Source organism: Methylocystis sp. SC2 (genome assembly GCF_000304315.1).
Taxonomy (GTDB): domain Bacteria; phylum Pseudomonadota; class Alphaproteobacteria; order Rhizobiales; family Beijerinckiaceae; genus Methylocystis.
In genome coordinates, this window is the sequence record NC_018485.1 from 2470476 (window position 1) to 2485677 (window position 15202).

Here is a 15202-nt window from a genome sequence, read left to right on the forward strand (position 1 = left end):
GCGAGAATGGTGGGGTTGGCCGGAATGCTCGAGGTCGAGACAGATCGGCGTTTGTCAGGCGGAGAAGTCGACGTGTCTGATGTTGTGTTGGAGCAGACGGCTGCCCGCGAGGTGGCGATAGATCGTACGCGAGTTCTGGCGCGCATCGCCCGAACCGACCGTATCTTCTTCCAAACGACCCGCGCCGCGGCCGTGGTCGTTCTCCTTATACTAGGCGGGGTCATTGTCTCTCTTGTGCATGGCTCTCTGCCGGCGATACGCGCGTTCGGGATAGGTTTCCTATTCTCAGACGCTTGGAATCCGGTCACCGAGAATTTCGGCGCGCTGCCGGCGATCTACGGCACGGTCATGACGTCGATCATCGCCATGCTGATCGCCGTGCCCGTCGGCCTCGGCATCGCGATTTTCCTCACCGAGCTTTGCCCCTATGTTCTGCGTCGGCCGATCGGCACCGCGATCGAGCTGCTGGCCGGAATTCCGTCGATCATCTACGGCATTTGGGGCCTCTTCGTTCTGGCGCCGTTTCTCCAGTCGCATGTCCAGCCTGCGCTGATCGCCGCCTTTGGCGATATCCCGGTGTTCTCGACGCTGTTCGCCGGCCCGCCTTACGGCATCGGCATGCTGACCGCGGGCTTCATTCTCGCGATCATGGTGCTGCCCTTCATCGCCTCGATCTCGCGCGACGTCTTCGAAACGGTGCCGCTGGTGCTGAAGGAAGCCGCTTGGGGCATCGGCAGCACGACATGGGAAGTGACGCGCTACGTGGTCATCCCTTACACGCGCGTCGGCGTGATTGGCGGCGTCATGCTTGGACTGGGACGCGCGCTGGGCGAGACGATGGCGGTCACTTTCGTCATCGGCAATGCGCACAAGATTTCCGGGTCGCTGCTCGCGCCCGGCACCACGATTTCGGCGACGATCGCCAATGAGTTCACCGAGGCGGTCGGCGATCTCTACACCTCGGCGCTGATCGAACTCGGCCTCATCCTCTTCTTCATCACCTTCGTCGTTCTGGCGGCCGCGCGTTACATGCTGATGCGCATCGAACAGAAGTCGGCGTAAGGGAGGCGCTTCATGTCTCTTTATGCATCTCGACGCAGCGCAAACTCCATCGCGACGACGCTCTGCTGGGTCGCGGCGATTTTCGGGCTGTCCTGGCTTTTTGTGATCCTTGGGGTGCTTCTCTATGAAGGCGTCCGCGGTCTGTCGCCGGCGGTCTTTGTCGAAATGACGCCGCCTCCCGGCAGCGCCGGAGGACTGCTCAACGCCATTGCCGGCTCGCTGGTCATGACCGCGATCGGCGTTGCGGTCGGCACGCCGCTCGGCATGCTGGCCGGCACCTACATGGCGGAATATGGACGCTATACGAAGCTGACCTTGGTCGTGCGCTTCATCAACGACATCCTGCTTAGCGCCCCGTCGATCGTCGTCGGCCTCTTCGTCTACACCATTCTGGTGCATCCGATGGGCCACTTCTCGGCGATCTCCGGCGCCGTGGCGCTGGCGCTGTTGGTCGTCCCTGTCGTCGTGCGAACGACCGAGGACATGCTGCTGCTCGTGCCGGGATCGATGCGCGAAGCGGCGACCGCGCTTGGCGCCCCACGCGCGCATGTCGTCGGGAAGGTCGCCTACCGCGCCGCAAAAGCCGGCCTCATCACCGGCGTGCTGCTCGCGGTGGCGCGCGTCTCGGGCGAGACGGCGCCGCTGCTTTTCACTGCGCTCAATAACCAGTTCTGGAGCACCGATCTTGCCGCGCCGATGGCGAGTCTGCCGGTCGTCATCTTCCAGTTCGCGCTATCGCCGTACAAAGACTGGCAGCAACTCGCCTGGACGGGCGCGCTGCTCATCACTGTCGCTGTTCTTGCCCTATCGATCGCCGCGCGCGCGCTCAGCGCCGGCCGGAGGAAACCGAAATGAACGCCGCTGTCCAAGCCACCAAAGAGCCGCCAACGAAAGTTTCGGTCCGCTGCCTCGATTTCTATTACGGCGCGGATCGTTCGCTCAAGAACATCAGCCTGCCGCTGCGCACCAACAAGGTGACGGCGTTTATCGGGCCTTCCGGCTGTGGCAAGTCGACCCTGCTGCGCGTGTTGAACAGGATGTACGATCTTTATCCGGGTCAGCGCGCAGAGGGCGAGGTGCTGCTCGACGGCGAGAACATCCTCGACCCGGCGATCGATCTCAACGCCCTGCGCTCGCGCGTCGGCATGATTTTCCAGAAGCCGACGCCTTTCCCGATGTCGATCTATGAAAACATCGCATTCGGCATTCGGCTGTATGAAAAGCTGTCGCGCGCCGACATGGACGCGCGCGTCGAAAGCGCGCTCCGCGGCGCAGCGCTTTGGGACGAGGTGAAAGACAAGCTGCATACGAGCGGTCTCGGCCTCTCAGGCGGACAGCAGCAGCGCCTCTGCATCGCGCGCAGCGTCGCGGTGCAGCCGGAAGTCATCCTGTTCGACGAGCCGTGTTCGGCGCTCGATCCGATCTCGACCGCGAAAGTCGAGGAGCTCATCGACGAGCTCACCCACCGCTACACGATCGCAATCGTCACCCACAACATGCAGCAGGCGGTGCGCGTCTCCGACTACACCGCCTTCATGTATCTCGGCGAGCTCGTCGAATTCGGCGAAACGGACGACGTCTTCAACAAGCCGAAGGAAAAGCGGACGCTCGACTACATCACCGGCCGTTTTGGCTAAACCAGCGATTCAAGGACGGCGCTCATGAGCGATCATATTGTTAAATCCTACGACCGCGACCTTGAGGCGCTCGGACGTCGCATCGCTGAAATGGGCGGCGTCGCGGAGAAGATGCTGGCGGAGGCGATGGATGCGCTCTCCGGCTTCAACGTCGACCTCGCCCATCGGGTCGTCTCCAGCGATCCGCGGCTCGACGCGCTGCAGCGAGAAATCGAAGAGAACGCCATTCTCACCATCGCGCGCCGACAGCCGCTCGCCGTCGATCTGCGCGAATGCATCGCCGCGATCCGTATTTCCGGCGACATCGAACGCGTCGGCGATCTCGCCAAGAACATCGCCAAGCGAACGCTCAAGATCGTGTCGGAGGCGCGCGTCCCGCGCGCGATCGTCGGTCTAAAGTCGATGCACGAAATCGCCGCGATGCAGCTTAAGGACGCGCTGGACGCCTACGCCTTGCGCGACACCGAGCGGGCGCGCGCGGTGTGGCAGAACGATTCCGATCTCGACGCGCTGGAGGACTCGGTATTCCGCGATCTGCTCACCTTCATGATGGAGGATCCGCGCAATATATCCTTCTGCACGCATCTGCTGTTCTGCTCAAAGAACCTGGAGCGGATCGGCGATCACACAACGAATATATCGGAGACGATCGTTTATCTCGTCACCGGCGAGGCGATGCCTACAGAGCGGCCAAAATCGCGCGTCGCCGACTTCGGGAAGGATGAGGCGGCCCAATGAGTGACGTGACGTCCGCCGTTTTACAGCGGAGCGGGAAAAGCGATCGGGCGCCGCGCATCCTCGTCGTCGAGGACGAAACGTCGCTCGCGACGCTGCTCGTGTATAATCTCGAAGCTGAAGGCTATCAGGTCGAGCATGTCGACAATGGCGACGAAGCCGAGCTGCGGCTCGCGGAGTCGCCGCCGGATCTCGTCATTCTCGACTGGATGCTGCCCGGCGTTTCCGGACTTGAAATCTGCCGACGCCTGCGCGCGCGGGACAGCGCCAGAGACATGCCTGTCATCATGCTGACCGCGCGGGGCGAGGAAGGCGAGCGCGTGCGCGGTCTTTCCGTCGGCGCCGACGACTATGTCGTCAAGCCGTTTTCGACTCCGGAGCTGATGGCGCGGGTGCGCGCGCTGCTGCGCCGGGCGCGCCCCGAGCGCGTCGCCTCACGGCTGACTCTCGGCGATATCGACCTCGACCGCGACACCCGTCGCGTGCGGCGATCCGCCCGCGAAATCCACCTCGGTCCGACCGAATTCCGGCTGCTCGAATATTTTATGGAGAAGCCCGGACGCGTGTTCACGCGCGCGCAGCTGCTCGACAGCGTTTGGGGCATGTCGGCGGAGATCGACGAGCGCACGGTCGACGTCCATGTCGGACGGCTCCGCAAGGCGCTGATCCGCGGCCGCGAGAAGGATCCGATCCGCACGGTCCGCGGCGCGGGCTATTCCTTCGACGAAACCTTCGGACACGAGTGACGCGTCCGCCGACGCAGATTACGCGTAGCGCTGCGTTCGGAGCTGATCGCGCGCGCGGCGGCGATCCTGGGCCGGCTGATAGGCGACGCGCGCATGATAGGCGCAATACGGCCCGCCGCCAACAGTCGACTTGCAGCCGCAGAAGCGGAACTCCGGCGACGTCGGATCGCCCATCGGCCAGCGGCACATGGATTCGCGGAGCTCCATGATCGTGACGCGCTCCGAAATCGGGATCACCACTTCTTCTTCAGGCGCAAGCCGCGGCGCCGCCAGCGCATGCGGCGTGAACGCGAGCGCCAGATTGCCGTGCGAGGCGACGCCGTTCATGCGCGGGTGCGTCGGGCGAGGAGCTTTGGCCGCGCGCGGCCGCTGCGCGCTCGCCGTCTTGGCGCGTTCGGCGAGTCCGAGACGATGGATCTTTCCGATCACAGCGTTGCGGGTGATGCCCGGTCCAAGTTCAGCCGCCACTTGGCTGGCGCTTAGACCATCGGTCCAGAGCTTGCGGAGCAGTTCGACGCGTTCGTCGGTCCATGACATCAGGCTTCTCCATTCTTTCGGGTCGAGCGCGGCTCGGATGGTTCTTCCGACCGCAGCGCAGGCCTGAAGCCCTGCGGCGATGTGATTGCGCATCAACACTCGAGAGAACACGCCCAAACGAACTACGCGGGCGCCGACTAGAAACTTTCTATTTACTTTGAATCATGCGCGAGTCGCGCTGGCAAGCGTGCGCTGGCGTTCTCAACAGGCTTTCGGCGAGACTGTTGCTCGCAGGACTCACCCTTGCGCAGCCGCGCCCGCCGCTTTGACGCGAATGATCGAACCGCGCCATGGATTTGACCGCGTCGGGCGGCGCGCTTAAAATCCGCTCTGAACTGCCGCCCGAAAAGGGCGGCGCTTTGTTTTTCGAGCTTCCTCTGGCTAAAGCCAGCGACGGGAGCATGGAGCAGGGCTTTTGACGTCAGCGCTTTATCCGACCTATCCGCGCGCCGATCTTGCGTTCAAACATGGCGAAGGCGCGTGGTTGACTGCGGAAAACGGCGACCGCTATCTCGATTTCAGCGCGGGCGTCGCCGTACTGTCGCTCGGCCACAATCACCCGCGCCTCGTCGAGACCTTGAAGCGCGCGGCGGAAGAACCGTGGCATGTCTCCAATCTCTTCCGCATCCCGCAAGCCGAGCGGCTCGCCGAGCGGCTCTGCGACGCCACATTCGCCGATCTGGTCTTTTTCACCAATTCCGGCGCGGAAGCGGTGGAGTGCGCGATCAAGACCGCGCGTAAATTTCACGCGGTCAACGGGCAGCCGGAACGCTATCGGCTGATCACTTTCGAAGGCGCCTTCCATGGCCGCACGCTCGCGACGATCGCCGCAGGCGGCAATGCGAAATATCTTGATGGGTTCGGGCCGCCCGTCGAGGGCTTCGATCAGGTTCCTTTCGGCGATTTCGACGCCGTCGAGGCGGCGATCACGCAAGAAACCGCGGGCGTCCTGCTCGAACCGATTCAGGGAGAAGGGGGGCTGCGCGTCTTTTCGCCGGCGTTCCTTGCGCAGCTGCGGGCGCTGTGCGACGCGCGCGGGCTGCTGCTGGCGTTCGATGAAGTCCAATGCGGCGTCGGCCGCACCGGCAAGTTCCTCGCCTGCGAACATGCCGGCGTCGCGCCCGATATCGCGGCGCTCGCCAAGGGGCTGGGGGGCGGATTTCCGATCGGCGCGTGCCTCGCGACGCGCGAGTCCGCCAAAGGCATGACGCTCGGCGCGCACGGCTCCACCTTCGGCGGCAATCCGCTGGCGACGTCGGTGGGCGGCGCCGTTCTCGACGTCGTGCTCGCGGAGGGCTTCCTGGCGCGCGTCGCGCAGCTTGGCGCGCTGTTGCGCCAGCGGCTGGCGGAGCTCGAGGACCGCTATCCGTCGCTCATCGAAGAAATCCGCGGCGAAGGGCTGATGTTCGGCCTCAAGACGCGGATACCGAACGGCGACTTCGCCGCCGCCGCCCGCGCCGAAGGCCTGTTGACGGTGCTCGCCGGCGACAATGTCGTGCGTCTTTTGCCGCCGCTCGTCATCGACGAGAGCGACGTCGCGGCGGCGTCGTCGCGCCTTTTCGCCGCATGCGCCCGGCTCGCCGCGCCCGTTGAAAAGCTCGGAGCCGCGTGATGACCGCCCATTCGCTGACGCGGCCGCGCAGCTTTCTCGATCTTTCCGATCACTCCGGCGAAGAGCTGCGCCGCATTCTCAATCTCGCGACGTCGCTCAAGGCGCGCCGCGTCAAAGGCGTCGCGCCGACCGAACGACCGCTCGCCGGCAAATATCTCGGCATGGTGTTCGACAAGCCCTCGACCCGCACGCGCGTCTCCTTCGACATCGCGATGCGCGAACTGGGCGGCGAGACGATCATGCTCACCGGCGCCGAAATGCAGCTTGGCCGCGGCGAGACGATCGCCGACACGGCGCGCGTGCTCTCGCGGTTTCTCGACGCGATCATGGTCCGCATTCTGTCGCACCCCGATCTCATGGAGCTGGCGCGCTTCGGCAATCTGCCGGTCATCAATGGCCTCACCAAACAGTCGCATCCCTGTCAGGTGATGGCGGACGTGCTGACCTTCGAGGAGCATCTCGGACCAATCGAAGGGCGCATCGTGGCCTGGAGCGGCGACGCCAACAATGTGCTCACGAGCTGGGTGCACGCCGCTGGCCGCCTGGGCTTCACGATCAATGTGGCGACGCCGGCGAACTTCGCGCCCTCGGAAGAACTGATGGGCTGGGCGAAAACCAATGGCGCGAAGATCAATCTGACGCGCGACGCCTATGAGGCGGTGGCCGGCGCCGACGCCGTCATCACGGACTGCTGGGTGTCGATGGGCGACGCGGACGAGGACCAGCGCCGCGCGGCGCTCGCGCCCTATCAGGTCGACTCGAAACTGATGCGCGCGGCCGCCAAGCACGCCATCTTCATGCATTGCCTGCCGGCGCATCGCGGCGAGGAAGTCACCGCGGAAGTCATCGACGGACCGCAGTCGGTGGTCTTCGACGAAGCCGAGAACCGCCTTCACGCCCAAAAAGGCGTGCTGTGCTGGTGTCTCGCGCCGGGGCAATTCTAATGGCGCCAGACGGGGGCTCGGCGCCGAGCCGGCCAGTCGCGCTCCATTCCGAGGATGACCGGGTGCTGCCCTTCGCCGTAGAAGCGCTCGACCTGCGCGGCCGCGTCGTGCGTCTCGGCCCGACGGTCGATTCCATCCTCAATCATTACGCCTATCCGCCGCAGGTCGCGCGCCTGCTCGGCGAAGCGGTGGCGCTCGCCGCGCTGCTCGGCTCGATTTTGGAATCGCACGGCCGCTTTCAGCTGCAGACGCGCAGCGACGGCCCGGTCGACATGCTCGTCGTCGACTATGACGCGCCGGGGAAGCTGCGCGGCTTCGCCCGTTTCGACGCCGAGCGGGTCGCGCAAATGCGCGACGCCTCGCCGGCGGCGCTGTTCGGACGCGGTCATCTGGCGCTCACCATCGAACGCGAGGAAGACGCCGCGCGCTACCAGGGCGTCGTGCCGCTGGAGGGCGAGAGCCTCGCCGAGGTCGCGCATATTTATTTCCGACAATCGGAGCAGATCCCGTCCTTCGTCAGACTCGCCGTCGCCGAAATCGTCACGCCGCAGGGCGCCGGCTGGCGCGCCGGCGGACTGCTGCTGCAATATTTGCCGCCCGGCGGGGCGCGCGCCCGCGATCTTCCGCCCGGCGACGCGCCTGAGGGCGCGGAGGAGCCTTCCGAGAACGACAGCGATCATTGGACCGAGGGCCAGGCGCTCGCCGCCACGCTCGAGGACCACGAGCTTGTCGATCCGGCGCTTTCGGGCGAGCGCCTGCTCTATCGCCTTTTCCATGAGCGGGGCGTCAAGGTTTTCACCGAACGCGCGCTCGAGGAATTCTGCCGCTGTTCGAGCGAGCGCATCGACAAGCTGTTGAGGAGCTTCTCGCCGCAAGAGCGCAGCGATATGATCGGCGACGACGGCCGCATCGGCGTCACCTGCGAATTCTGCGGCACGCTGCGCAGCTTCGACCCGACCGATTTCGACTGATCAGCCGCCAAGCGCAAAGCCGATAGAATGTCCGCTGAGTTTATCTTTCCGCCGCCGCCCTTCCCAAGCGTCGCCATCGCGCAGGATGCGCGGCGATTTCCCGTGCGGCGGATCTTCTGCATTGCGCTGAACTACGCCGCGCACGCCCGGGAAATGGGAAAGGACCCTGCCGAGGGCGCGGACGCGGAGCCGCCGGCGTTCTTCTCCAAGCCCGCCGACGCGGTGGTCGAGAGCGGCGCGACGATTCCCTATCCGACGCTGACGCATAATCTTCACCACGAGATCGAATTGGTTGCGGCGCTGGGCAAGGGGGGCGCCGATATTCCCGCCGAGCGGGCGCTCGACTGCGTCTTCGGCTATGCCGCGGGCATCGACCTGACCCGGCGCGACCTGCAAGCCGCGGCGCGCGGCGCCGGGCGGCCGTGGGACATGTCCAAAGGCTTCGACCATTCGGCGCCCATCGGCGCGATCAGCCCCGTCGCCGCCATCGGCCATCCGACGCGGGGGCGCATCGCGCTCTGCGTCAATGGCGCGCTGCGACAGGCGGGCGACCTTGGCGATCTTATCTGGAGCGTGCCGGACATCATCGCGGCGCTGTCGCGAAATGTCACGCTTGCGCCCGGCGACCTCATCTTCACCGGCACGCCCTCGGGCGTTGGACCGCTCCTTCCCGGGGACATTGTCGACGGCGAGGTGGAACATGTCGGCTCCGTGGCCGTAAGCATCGGAAAATAACCGAGGTTGCGCCAAGCAGGGAAACCCGGCTATTTGCACAGGCGTGAAACGCCTTCGCGCGATCTTGCGCAACCGTGGTTGCGCCTCCACTGAGCCGCCGGCGCGCGAGGCTCTAGACATGCCGGTCAATCTCGACCCCGAAAACTGGGACGACTTTCGCGCCGAGAGCCATCGCGCGCTCGACATGATGCTCGACTATCTGCGCGACATCCGCGAGCGCCCCGTCTGGACCGAGCCAAGCGAAGAAGCGCGGGCGCGCTTCAAACGCGACCTGCCGCAAGAGGGCCGCGACCTCTCCGCCGTGCTCGAGGATTTCGACCGCTACATCAAGCCCTTCGCGACCGGCAACACCCATCCGATGTTCATGGGCTGGGCGCAGGGCGCGGGCACGCCGGCCGGCATGATCGCCGAAATGCTCGCCGCGGGCATGAACTCCAACTGCGGCGGACGCAATCACATCGCCATCGACGTCGAGCGCCAGATCGCCGCCTGGATGGCGCAGGCTTTCGGCTTTCCGCCCGACGCGAGCGGCGTTTTCGTCACCGGCACCTCGATCGCCAACTTCCTGTGCCTGCTCGTCGCGCGCGACCAGGCCTATGGCGACAAGGACGTTCGGCTTAACGGGCTCTGCGCGCTTCCGGGCCAGCTCATCGCCTATGCGTCGCGAGAGGCGCATAATTGCGTGCGCCAGGCGATGGAGCTGGCGGGCCTCGGCGCGCGGCATCTGCGCCTCATTCCTTCGGACGAGCGGCGCGCGATGAAGGTGCGCGATCTTCGCCGCGCCATCGCCGCCGACCGCGCGGCGGGGTTCAGGCCGTTTCTGATCGTCGGCACGGCGGGCACGGTCGACACTGGCGCCATCGATCCGCTCGACCGGCTCGCCGACGTCGCGCACACCGAGGATTTATGGTTCCATGTCGATGGAGCCTTCGGCGCGCTGGCGGCGCTCTCGCCGGCGCTGAAGCCGCTCGTCAAAGGGCTGGAGCGGGCCGACAGCGTCGCCTTCGACTTTCATAAATGGCTGCATGTCCCTTATGACGCCGGCTTTTTTCTGGTTCGCGACAAGGAAGCCCATAAGCGCGCCTTCGCGGCGAACGCGGCCTATCTGACGCGCGCGCCGCGCGGCCTCGCGGCGGGCGACACCTGGCCCTGCGATCTCGGCCCCGACCTGTCGCGCAGCTTTCGCGCGCTCAAAGCCTGGTTCACCATCGAAACCTTCGGCGCCAAGCGTTTGGGCCAATGCATCGAGCAGACCTGCCGCATGGCGAAGCGGCTCGAGGCGTGGATCGCGCAATCGGACGCCTTCGCGCTGCGCGCGCCGGTGACGCTCAACATCGTCTGCTTCGGCGTCAAGGACGATGAGGACGGGTCGCTGGCGCGCGAAATCGTCATGGAGCTGCATGAGCGCGGCGAGGCGGCGCCGTCGCTGACGATCCTCGACGGGATTCCGGCGATCCGCGCCGCGATCATCAACCACCGGACCGAAGAACGCGACATCGACGCCTTCACCGAGTTTCTCGACGCGGCGCTACGCCGCGCCCGCAAGGAGCCGCATGATTTCGGCGCGCTGATCGAACCGCACGGGCCGGGCAAGACCCGGCTCTCCGAAGATTGACGCCGCTTGTCGTGAGCCTGTCATATTTCGCCGGGCTCTCTTTTCGACCCTTCCCGTGAGCGCCGCCATGATCCCAGACCGCCTCGCACAGCCGCCGCGCGCCGCCATTCCCGGATGTCTCTGGTTCGTGCGGTTCGACGGCGCCGGCGAAGCCGCGCCCGGAACGGCCGAAGACTTCGAAAACATCGGCGCGCCGCGCGAGGGATTTTTGTGGCTGCACATGGATCTCGCCGACGTGCGCTCGCGCCCGCTGCTGGCGCGCATCGCGGCGCTTTCCGAAGACGCCCGCGATTCGCTGTGCGACCCCGTCGACCACCAGCACCTTGAATATTCAGAAGGGTTGGTCAGCGGCGCGCTGCTCGACTATGAGCGCGATCTCGGCGGCCCGACCTCGCGCACCGACTATGTCCGCTTCGCCGCCGGCGCAAGCTTTTTCATCAGCGCGCGACGGCTGCCGATGGACAGCGTCGAGGCGACGCGCATCGCCATCGATCGCGGCGCGCGTCTCACCTCGCCGATCCATCTGTTCGAATTGCTGACGGATGCGCTGATCGACGGGCTGGCGCGCAAGGCGGCCGAACTCGGCGCCGCCTTCGATCGCGTCGAGGATCGCATCATCGATCAGCGCGGCCGCCAGGCGCGGCCGGCGCTCAGCGCCGCGCGGCGCGACGCGGTGCGTCTGGCCCGCCAGATCAGCGGCCTGTCGTCGACGGTGGCGCGCCTCGAAACGATCGAGGAGGAGGCCGACGAACAGCGCGACAATGATCTGCGCGACGCCGCGGCGCGGCTGGTTCAACACGCTGCCGCGCTGACGCAGGACGTCACGAGCCTTCAGGAGCGCGCCCGTCTCCTGCAGGACGAGCTCAACGCGCTGCTGAGCCTTGAGACCAATGACCGGCTGTATGTCTTGACCTTGACCACGATGCTGCTGCTGCCGGCGACCTTCGTCACCGGTTTTTTCGGCATGAACACCAGGAACCTGCTCTTTTCGGAAGACGACAACGGCACGTTCTACGCGACGATCCTTTGCGTGCTCGCCTCGGCGACGGCGCTTTTTCTGATGCGCCGCTGGGGACTCGCCGGCGCGCCCGAGAGCGAGGACCCGCGGTCGGCCGCGCCGGAGCGTCGGGACGACCGGCCGGCCGACAGGAGTTTTTGACGTCGGCGTCGAGTGGCGGGGTTTACAGGCGTGTGCGCGCCCCCTAGTTTCCGCGCCGACAGGGCGAGACCGCCCGCCGAGTGAAACCTGGGAAAACCATGCGCGCCGAACCGCTTGCGCTGAAAGCCGACATCGAGCAGTCCATCGGACTGCTGAGGAGGCATCTTTGACGTCGACGCCGCGCAACGGCGCCTCGCCGAACTGAACGTCCGCGCGGAAGATCCCGCGCTCTGGAACGACCCCGAAGCCGCCCAAAAAATGATGCGCGAACGCACCCAGCTCGAAGAGCAGATGGGCGCGCTGTCGAGCCTCGAACGCGAGCTCGACGACGCGCTGACGCTCGTCGAACTCGGCGAAGCCGAAGGCGACGCGGCGACCGAAAAGGAAGGCGTCGAGGCGCTCAAGAGCATCCTGAAGCAGGCGCGCGCGCGCCGGACCGAGGCGCTGTTCGCCGGCGAAGCCGACGCCAATGACACCTATATCGAGGTTCATTCCGGCGCCGGCGGCACCGAGAGTCAGGATTGGGCGCGCATGCTGTTTCGCATGTACGCCCGCTGGGGCGAGCGCCACAAATTCCAGGTCGAGGTGATCGAGGAGACGCCGGGCGAAGAGGCCGGCATCAAGTCGGGCACGCTGCTCGTCAAGGGCCATAACGCCCATGGCTGGGCGAAGACCGAGTCCGGCGTGCATCGGCTGGTGCGGATTTCGCCATTCGACTCCAACGCCCGCCGCCACACCAGCTTCGCCTCGGTCTGGGTCTATCCGGTGGTCGACGACCGCATCGAAGTAAACGTCAATGAATCCGACTGTCGTATAGACACGTATAGATCGTCAGGCGCCGGCGGCCAGCACGTCAATACGACCGATTCGGCGATCCGCATCACCCATATTCCTACCGGCATCGTCGTGGCGTGTCAGGCGGAACGCTCGCAGCACAAGAACCGCGCCACCGCCTGGAACATGCTGCGCGCGCGGCTCTACGAGCTGGAGCTCGAAAAGCGCGAGGCCGAAGCCAACAAGGTTGCGGCGTCGAAGACGGAGATCGGCTGGGGCCATCAGATCCGCAGCTATGTGCTGCAGCCGTATCAGCTGGTGAAGGATCTGCGCTCCGGCTTCACGTCCGGCACGCCTTCCGACGTTCTCGACGGCGAACTCGACGATTTCATGCAGGCCTCTCTCGCCCAGCGCATATACGGCGGTCCAGAGAGCGTCGAGGACGTCGAGTAGCGGCGCTCACGCCCATTTCTCAACCGTCAGGCCGGGGATATCGTCGAAATCCTCGCTGTTCGCCGCGACCAGCGTGAGCCGGAGATCGAGCGCCTGCGCGGCGATCATTCGATCCAGCGCGCGGCGGCGCTTCGGGTCGAGTTTGCGCAGCAGCGCGCCATAGGCGTCGGCGGCGCCGCGGTCGAAGGGCAGGACATCCAGATTCTCGGCGAGCAGCGCAATATTCTCCGCGAGCCGTCCGTTATGTTCGGCGGCTGCGGCGGCGCGCGTTTCGGCGAGACTGATCGCCGAGACCGCCACGTCGCCGACCTCCAGCGCGGCGAGCCGATCGAGCACGCCGGGAAGTCCCAGCGCCGCGGCGATGAGGATATTTGTGTCGAGGAGGTAGCGCGCCATCGCGCTAGCGGACGTCGAACAGCCGCTTGGGCGCCTTGAATTCGGGTCGGGCGACCGAGGCCGGCGGCGGCGCGGCTTTCAGCCGCGCGACGAGTTCCGACATCGTGAGCCGCGCCGGCGACACCACGAGACTTCCGCCTTGGCGTCGGACGACGACTTCGGCGCCCTCGTCGAAAGCGATTCCACGCGGAATTCTTACCGCAAGACTGTTGCCGGATTTGAAAATGCGGGTGGAGCTCATGACGTCAGTCTGCCAAGCACGGCATGTTCTGTCAATCTGAGTATATACATTATTCACCGAGCGGCCGCCACGGAATTGGGGCCCGTCCGACCCCGCGACCAGGCCGCGGTCACGGCGATTTTTGAAACGGCGCAGCGCTTGATGCGGCGGGCCGACGCATTTAACTGCGTGCGCGCGCATGGCGCGCGGCGCTTGATCCCTCGGGCAAGCGCGTGTTATCTGCGGCGCGCCACGCGTGCGTTGCGGAGAGGTGGCTGAGTGGTTGAAAGCACCGCACTCGAAATGCGGCATACGGGCAACCGTATCGGGGGTTCAAATCCCTCCCTCTCCGCCAATGGCGCTGTCCTCGAGCGTGGCTGGCGGCTCGAAACTCGTCGTGGATGAGTCGGCCGCTATAGTTGAGCATCCGCGAATGGCGGCATAGGGTGAAAGCGCGCTCGAATGGCGCCCAGCGCAAAGATTCGTCGAGAAGATTGAGGTCCGGCGCGACTTAGACGCGCCGGCGGCCGCCGACGTAGTCAGCGCGAATATGTCGACGACCGATCGATCGGCAGGACTGGAAAGACCCGGCCATCCTTCAACATAGCGCTGAAGCGCTTACCGGCGTTCGCATGGGATATCGTCGCCGAAATCAAGGATGCATTCACGGCCGAGGCTTGTGCGCAGGGCGGTCAGGCCGCGATGGAGTATGACGCGGGCGTTGCCCTCCGACACTCCCAAGCTCGCCGCCATTTCGCGAAGGCCGAGGCCGGCGAAATAGTGCAGCAGGACGGCCTCGCGCTGCCGTTTCGGCAGCCGCTCCACCTGGCCGAGGATGCAGCCGGACATTTCGGCCCGTAGAATGTCATCCTCGGGCCTATCGGAAGCCGGCAGGTCTTCAGCCTCGTCGATCAGGGTTGATGGCGGAGCCCGTTTGGCCGCGCGGAAATGATCGCGCGCGAGATTGAGGGCGATTGCAGTGAGCCAAGTGGCGGGGGCCGCCTGGCCCCGCAGGCCGGCGTGGGCGCGGATCGCCCGCAACAAGGCCTCCTGGACCAGATCATCGGCCAGCGCCTCGTCCCGCACGAAACGGAGGAGGACTCCGCGCACCATCGTTCGGTGCGCGGCGAATTGCTCAGGAGCTACAGCCACAGCTACTGGCTCCGCCCGTCCGGCTCTCGGCCTTGCCCAGCAGGGCGTCGAGCTTGTCGCGGGTCTTGGCCGCCGCGCCGCGGTTGACCATCAGGCCGACCTCCGCCGCCGCCTTCACCTGTGCACGGTCGATGCCGAGGCGGTCGCATTCGGCAAGGTGGTGTTCGATGCAGGGGTGACAGTTCACCGCCGCCGATGCTCCAATGGCGAACAATTCCTTCATACGCTCGTCCATGGGGGGACTCCTTTCGCTAAGGTCTATCGCTCCCTTGGACGAAGGCGGGTAGCGTTTCGTTACGGCTTCTCCGCAGCTTCGTCCGCGAATGAGCGCCTCGCGACCAGCACTACCGGCTTTCCTGCATCATCAACGCATACCCTCGCGCGAGGTAACATCCGCTATCGATAGACATGTCACTTCGGAGTTGATGGCGACTATTCTGACACTGTAGGGTCG

At 65.5% G+C, this 15202-nt stretch carries 18 protein-coding genes and 1 tRNA gene; 14 read left to right on the forward strand and 5 right to left on the reverse strand.

From position 1 onward, the window contains the following. Positions 1-72 precede the first annotated feature (72 nt). Genes pstC through phoB form a run of 5 tightly spaced genes read left to right on the forward strand, consistent with a single transcriptional unit; the run spans position 73 to position 4180 of the window. The gene (gene pstC, locus BN69_RS12005) at positions 73-1062 is read left to right on the forward strand and encodes a phosphate ABC transporter permease subunit PstC (RefSeq protein ID WP_051013453.1); all 990 of its coding nucleotides are present in this window, start codon (positions 73-75) and stop codon (positions 1060-1062) included. Positions 1063-1074: 12 nt separating this feature from the next. Beyond that, positions 1075-1917, forward strand: a complete 843-nt coding sequence (gene pstA, locus BN69_RS12010; RefSeq protein WP_014891886.1) for a phosphate ABC transporter permease PstA — start codon at positions 1075-1077, stop codon at positions 1915-1917. Beyond that, positions 1914-2699 carry a phosphate ABC transporter ATP-binding protein PstB gene (gene pstB / locus BN69_RS12015; protein WP_014891887.1) on the forward strand — a complete coding sequence of 262 codons (786 nt, stop codon included), beginning with the start codon at positions 1914-1916 and terminating at the stop codon, positions 2697-2699. The genes pstA and pstB overlap by 4 nt, the downstream gene beginning before the upstream one ends. 24 nt (positions 2700-2723) lie before the next feature. Continuing rightward, positions 2724-3437: a phosphate signaling complex protein PhoU gene (phoU, locus tag BN69_RS12020; protein WP_014891888.1), complete on the forward strand. Its 714-nt coding sequence runs from the start codon at positions 2724-2726 to the stop codon at positions 3435-3437. Then, complete coding sequence (phoB, locus tag BN69_RS12025; RefSeq protein WP_014891889.1) at positions 3434-4180, forward strand: phosphate regulon transcriptional regulator PhoB; 747 nt, start codon at positions 3434-3436, stop codon at positions 4178-4180. Before phoU ends, phoB begins: the two co-directional genes overlap by 4 nt. An 18-nt stretch (positions 4181-4198) precedes the next feature. Here the strand turns inward: phoB and BN69_RS12030 are convergent, their stop codons facing one another. Continuing rightward, entirely contained in the window at positions 4199-4717 is a 519-nt protein-coding gene (locus BN69_RS12030; RefSeq protein WP_014891890.1) for a GcrA family cell cycle regulator, read from the reverse strand. A gap of 290 nt (positions 4718-5007) precedes the next feature. On the opposite strand from BN69_RS12030, the gene BN69_RS19970 reads away from it, so the two are divergent. From BN69_RS19970 to prfB, 8 genes are all read left to right on the forward strand, one after another. After that, positions 5008-5136 carry a hypothetical protein gene (locus BN69_RS19970; protein ID WP_256364781.1) on the forward strand — a complete coding sequence of 43 codons (129 nt, stop codon included), beginning with the start codon at positions 5008-5010 and terminating at the stop codon, positions 5134-5136. Continuing rightward, positions 5133-6329, forward strand: coding sequence for an aspartate aminotransferase family protein (locus BN69_RS12035; protein ID WP_014891891.1), 1197 nt, complete (start codon positions 5133-5135; stop codon positions 6327-6329). The genes BN69_RS19970 and BN69_RS12035 overlap by 4 nt, the downstream gene beginning before the upstream one ends. Further along, the gene (argF, locus tag BN69_RS12040) at positions 6329-7273 is read left to right on the forward strand and encodes an ornithine carbamoyltransferase (protein WP_014891892.1); all 945 of its coding nucleotides are present in this window, start codon (positions 6329-6331) and stop codon (positions 7271-7273) included. Before BN69_RS12035 ends, argF begins: the two co-directional genes overlap by 1 nt. Continuing rightward, the gene (locus BN69_RS12045; RefSeq protein WP_014891893.1) at positions 7273-8244 is read left to right on the forward strand and encodes an Hsp33 family molecular chaperone; all 972 of its coding nucleotides are present in this window, start codon (positions 7273-7275) and stop codon (positions 8242-8244) included. The genes argF and BN69_RS12045 overlap by 1 nt, the downstream gene beginning before the upstream one ends. A gap of 27 nt (positions 8245-8271) precedes the next feature. After that, complete coding sequence (locus BN69_RS12050; RefSeq protein WP_014891894.1) at positions 8272-8979, forward strand: fumarylacetoacetate hydrolase family protein; 708 nt, start codon at positions 8272-8274, stop codon at positions 8977-8979. Between the two features lie 118 nt (positions 8980-9097). After that, positions 9098-10594: a pyridoxal phosphate-dependent decarboxylase family protein gene (locus BN69_RS12055; RefSeq protein ID WP_014891895.1), complete on the forward strand. Its 1497-nt coding sequence runs from the start codon at positions 9098-9100 to the stop codon at positions 10592-10594. A 67-nt stretch (positions 10595-10661) separates the two neighbouring features. Next, positions 10662-11753, forward strand: a complete 1092-nt coding sequence (locus BN69_RS12060; protein WP_014891896.1) for a CorA family divalent cation transporter — start codon at positions 10662-10664, stop codon at positions 11751-11753. 98 nt (positions 11754-11851) lie between these two features. After that, positions 11852-12980, forward strand: a protein-coding gene (gene prfB, locus BN69_RS12065; RefSeq protein WP_148277109.1) for a peptide chain release factor 2 whose coding sequence is annotated in 2 segments (ribosomal slippage) — positions 11852-11920 and positions 11922-12980 — 1128 coding nt in all. Because the reading frame shifts where the segments join, the coding sequence is not laid out codon by codon here. A gap of 6 nt (positions 12981-12986) precedes the next feature. On the opposite strand, the gene BN69_RS12070 is transcribed toward prfB, so the two are convergent. Together BN69_RS12070 and BN69_RS12075 are read right to left on the reverse strand one after the other, a co-directional pair. Further along, positions 12987-13376: a PIN domain-containing protein gene (locus BN69_RS12070; protein ID WP_014891898.1), complete on the reverse strand. Its 390-nt coding sequence runs from the start codon at positions 13374-13376 to the stop codon at positions 12987-12989. A gap of 4 nt (positions 13377-13380) precedes the next feature. Then, positions 13381-13617 carry an antitoxin gene (locus tag BN69_RS12075; protein WP_014891899.1) on the reverse strand — a complete coding sequence of 79 codons (237 nt, stop codon included), beginning with the start codon at positions 13615-13617 and terminating at the stop codon, positions 13381-13383. A 244-nt stretch (positions 13618-13861) separates the two neighbouring features. Between BN69_RS12075 and BN69_RS12080 the strand changes: the two genes are divergently transcribed. Then, positions 13862-13951, forward strand: a tRNA-Ser gene (locus BN69_RS12080). 263 nt (positions 13952-14214) lie between these two features. Here BN69_RS12080 and BN69_RS18525 read toward each other — a convergent pair. Then, positions 14215-14748, reverse strand: coding sequence for an RNA polymerase sigma factor (locus tag BN69_RS18525; RefSeq protein WP_256364782.1), 534 nt, complete (start codon positions 14746-14748; stop codon positions 14215-14217). Then, on the reverse strand, positions 14732-14983 hold the full coding sequence (locus tag BN69_RS12090) for a carboxymuconolactone decarboxylase family protein (protein ID WP_014891901.1): 252 nt from the start codon (positions 14981-14983) through the stop codon (positions 14732-14734). The genes BN69_RS18525 and BN69_RS12090 overlap by 17 nt, the downstream gene beginning before the upstream one ends. Positions 14984-15202 lie beyond the last annotated feature (219 nt).

Coding starts and splice junctions, on each gene's coding strand:
- pstA (WP_014891886.1), top strand. CDS start 1,075: ATGTCTCTTTATGCATCTCGACGCAGCGCAAACTCCATCGCGACGACG.
- pstB (WP_014891887.1), top strand. CDS start 1,914: ATGAACGCCGCTGTCCAAGCCACCAAAGAGCCGCCAACGAAAGTTTCG.
- phoU (WP_014891888.1), top strand. CDS start 2,724: ATGAGCGATCATATTGTTAAATCCTACGACCGCGACCTTGAGGCGCTC.
- phoB (WP_014891889.1), top strand. CDS start 3,434: ATGAGTGACGTGACGTCCGCCGTTTTACAGCGGAGCGGGAAAAGCGAT.
- BN69_RS12030 (WP_014891890.1), bottom strand. CDS start 4,717: ATGTCATGGACCGACGAACGCGTCGAACTGCTCCGCAAGCTCTGGACC.
- BN69_RS19970 (WP_256364781.1), top strand. CDS start 5,008: ATGGATTTGACCGCGTCGGGCGGCGCGCTTAAAATCCGCTCTGAACTG.
- argF (WP_014891892.1), top strand. CDS start 6,329: ATGACCGCCCATTCGCTGACGCGGCCGCGCAGCTTTCTCGATCTTTCC.
- BN69_RS12045 (WP_014891893.1), top strand. CDS start 7,273: ATGGCGCCAGACGGGGGCTCGGCGCCGAGCCGGCCAGTCGCGCTCCAT.
- BN69_RS12050 (WP_014891894.1), top strand. CDS start 8,272: ATGTCCGCTGAGTTTATCTTTCCGCCGCCGCCCTTCCCAAGCGTCGCC.
- BN69_RS12055 (WP_014891895.1), top strand. CDS start 9,098: ATGCCGGTCAATCTCGACCCCGAAAACTGGGACGACTTTCGCGCCGAG.
- BN69_RS12060 (WP_014891896.1), top strand. CDS start 10,662: ATGATCCCAGACCGCCTCGCACAGCCGCCGCGCGCCGCCATTCCCGGA.
- BN69_RS12070 (WP_014891898.1), bottom strand. CDS start 13,376: ATGGCGCGCTACCTCCTCGACACAAATATCCTCATCGCCGCGGCGCTG.
- BN69_RS12075 (WP_014891899.1), bottom strand. CDS start 13,617: ATGAGCTCCACCCGCATTTTCAAATCCGGCAACAGTCTTGCGGTAAGA.
- BN69_RS12090 (WP_014891901.1), bottom strand. CDS start 14,983: ATGGACGAGCGTATGAAGGAATTGTTCGCCATTGGAGCATCGGCGGCG.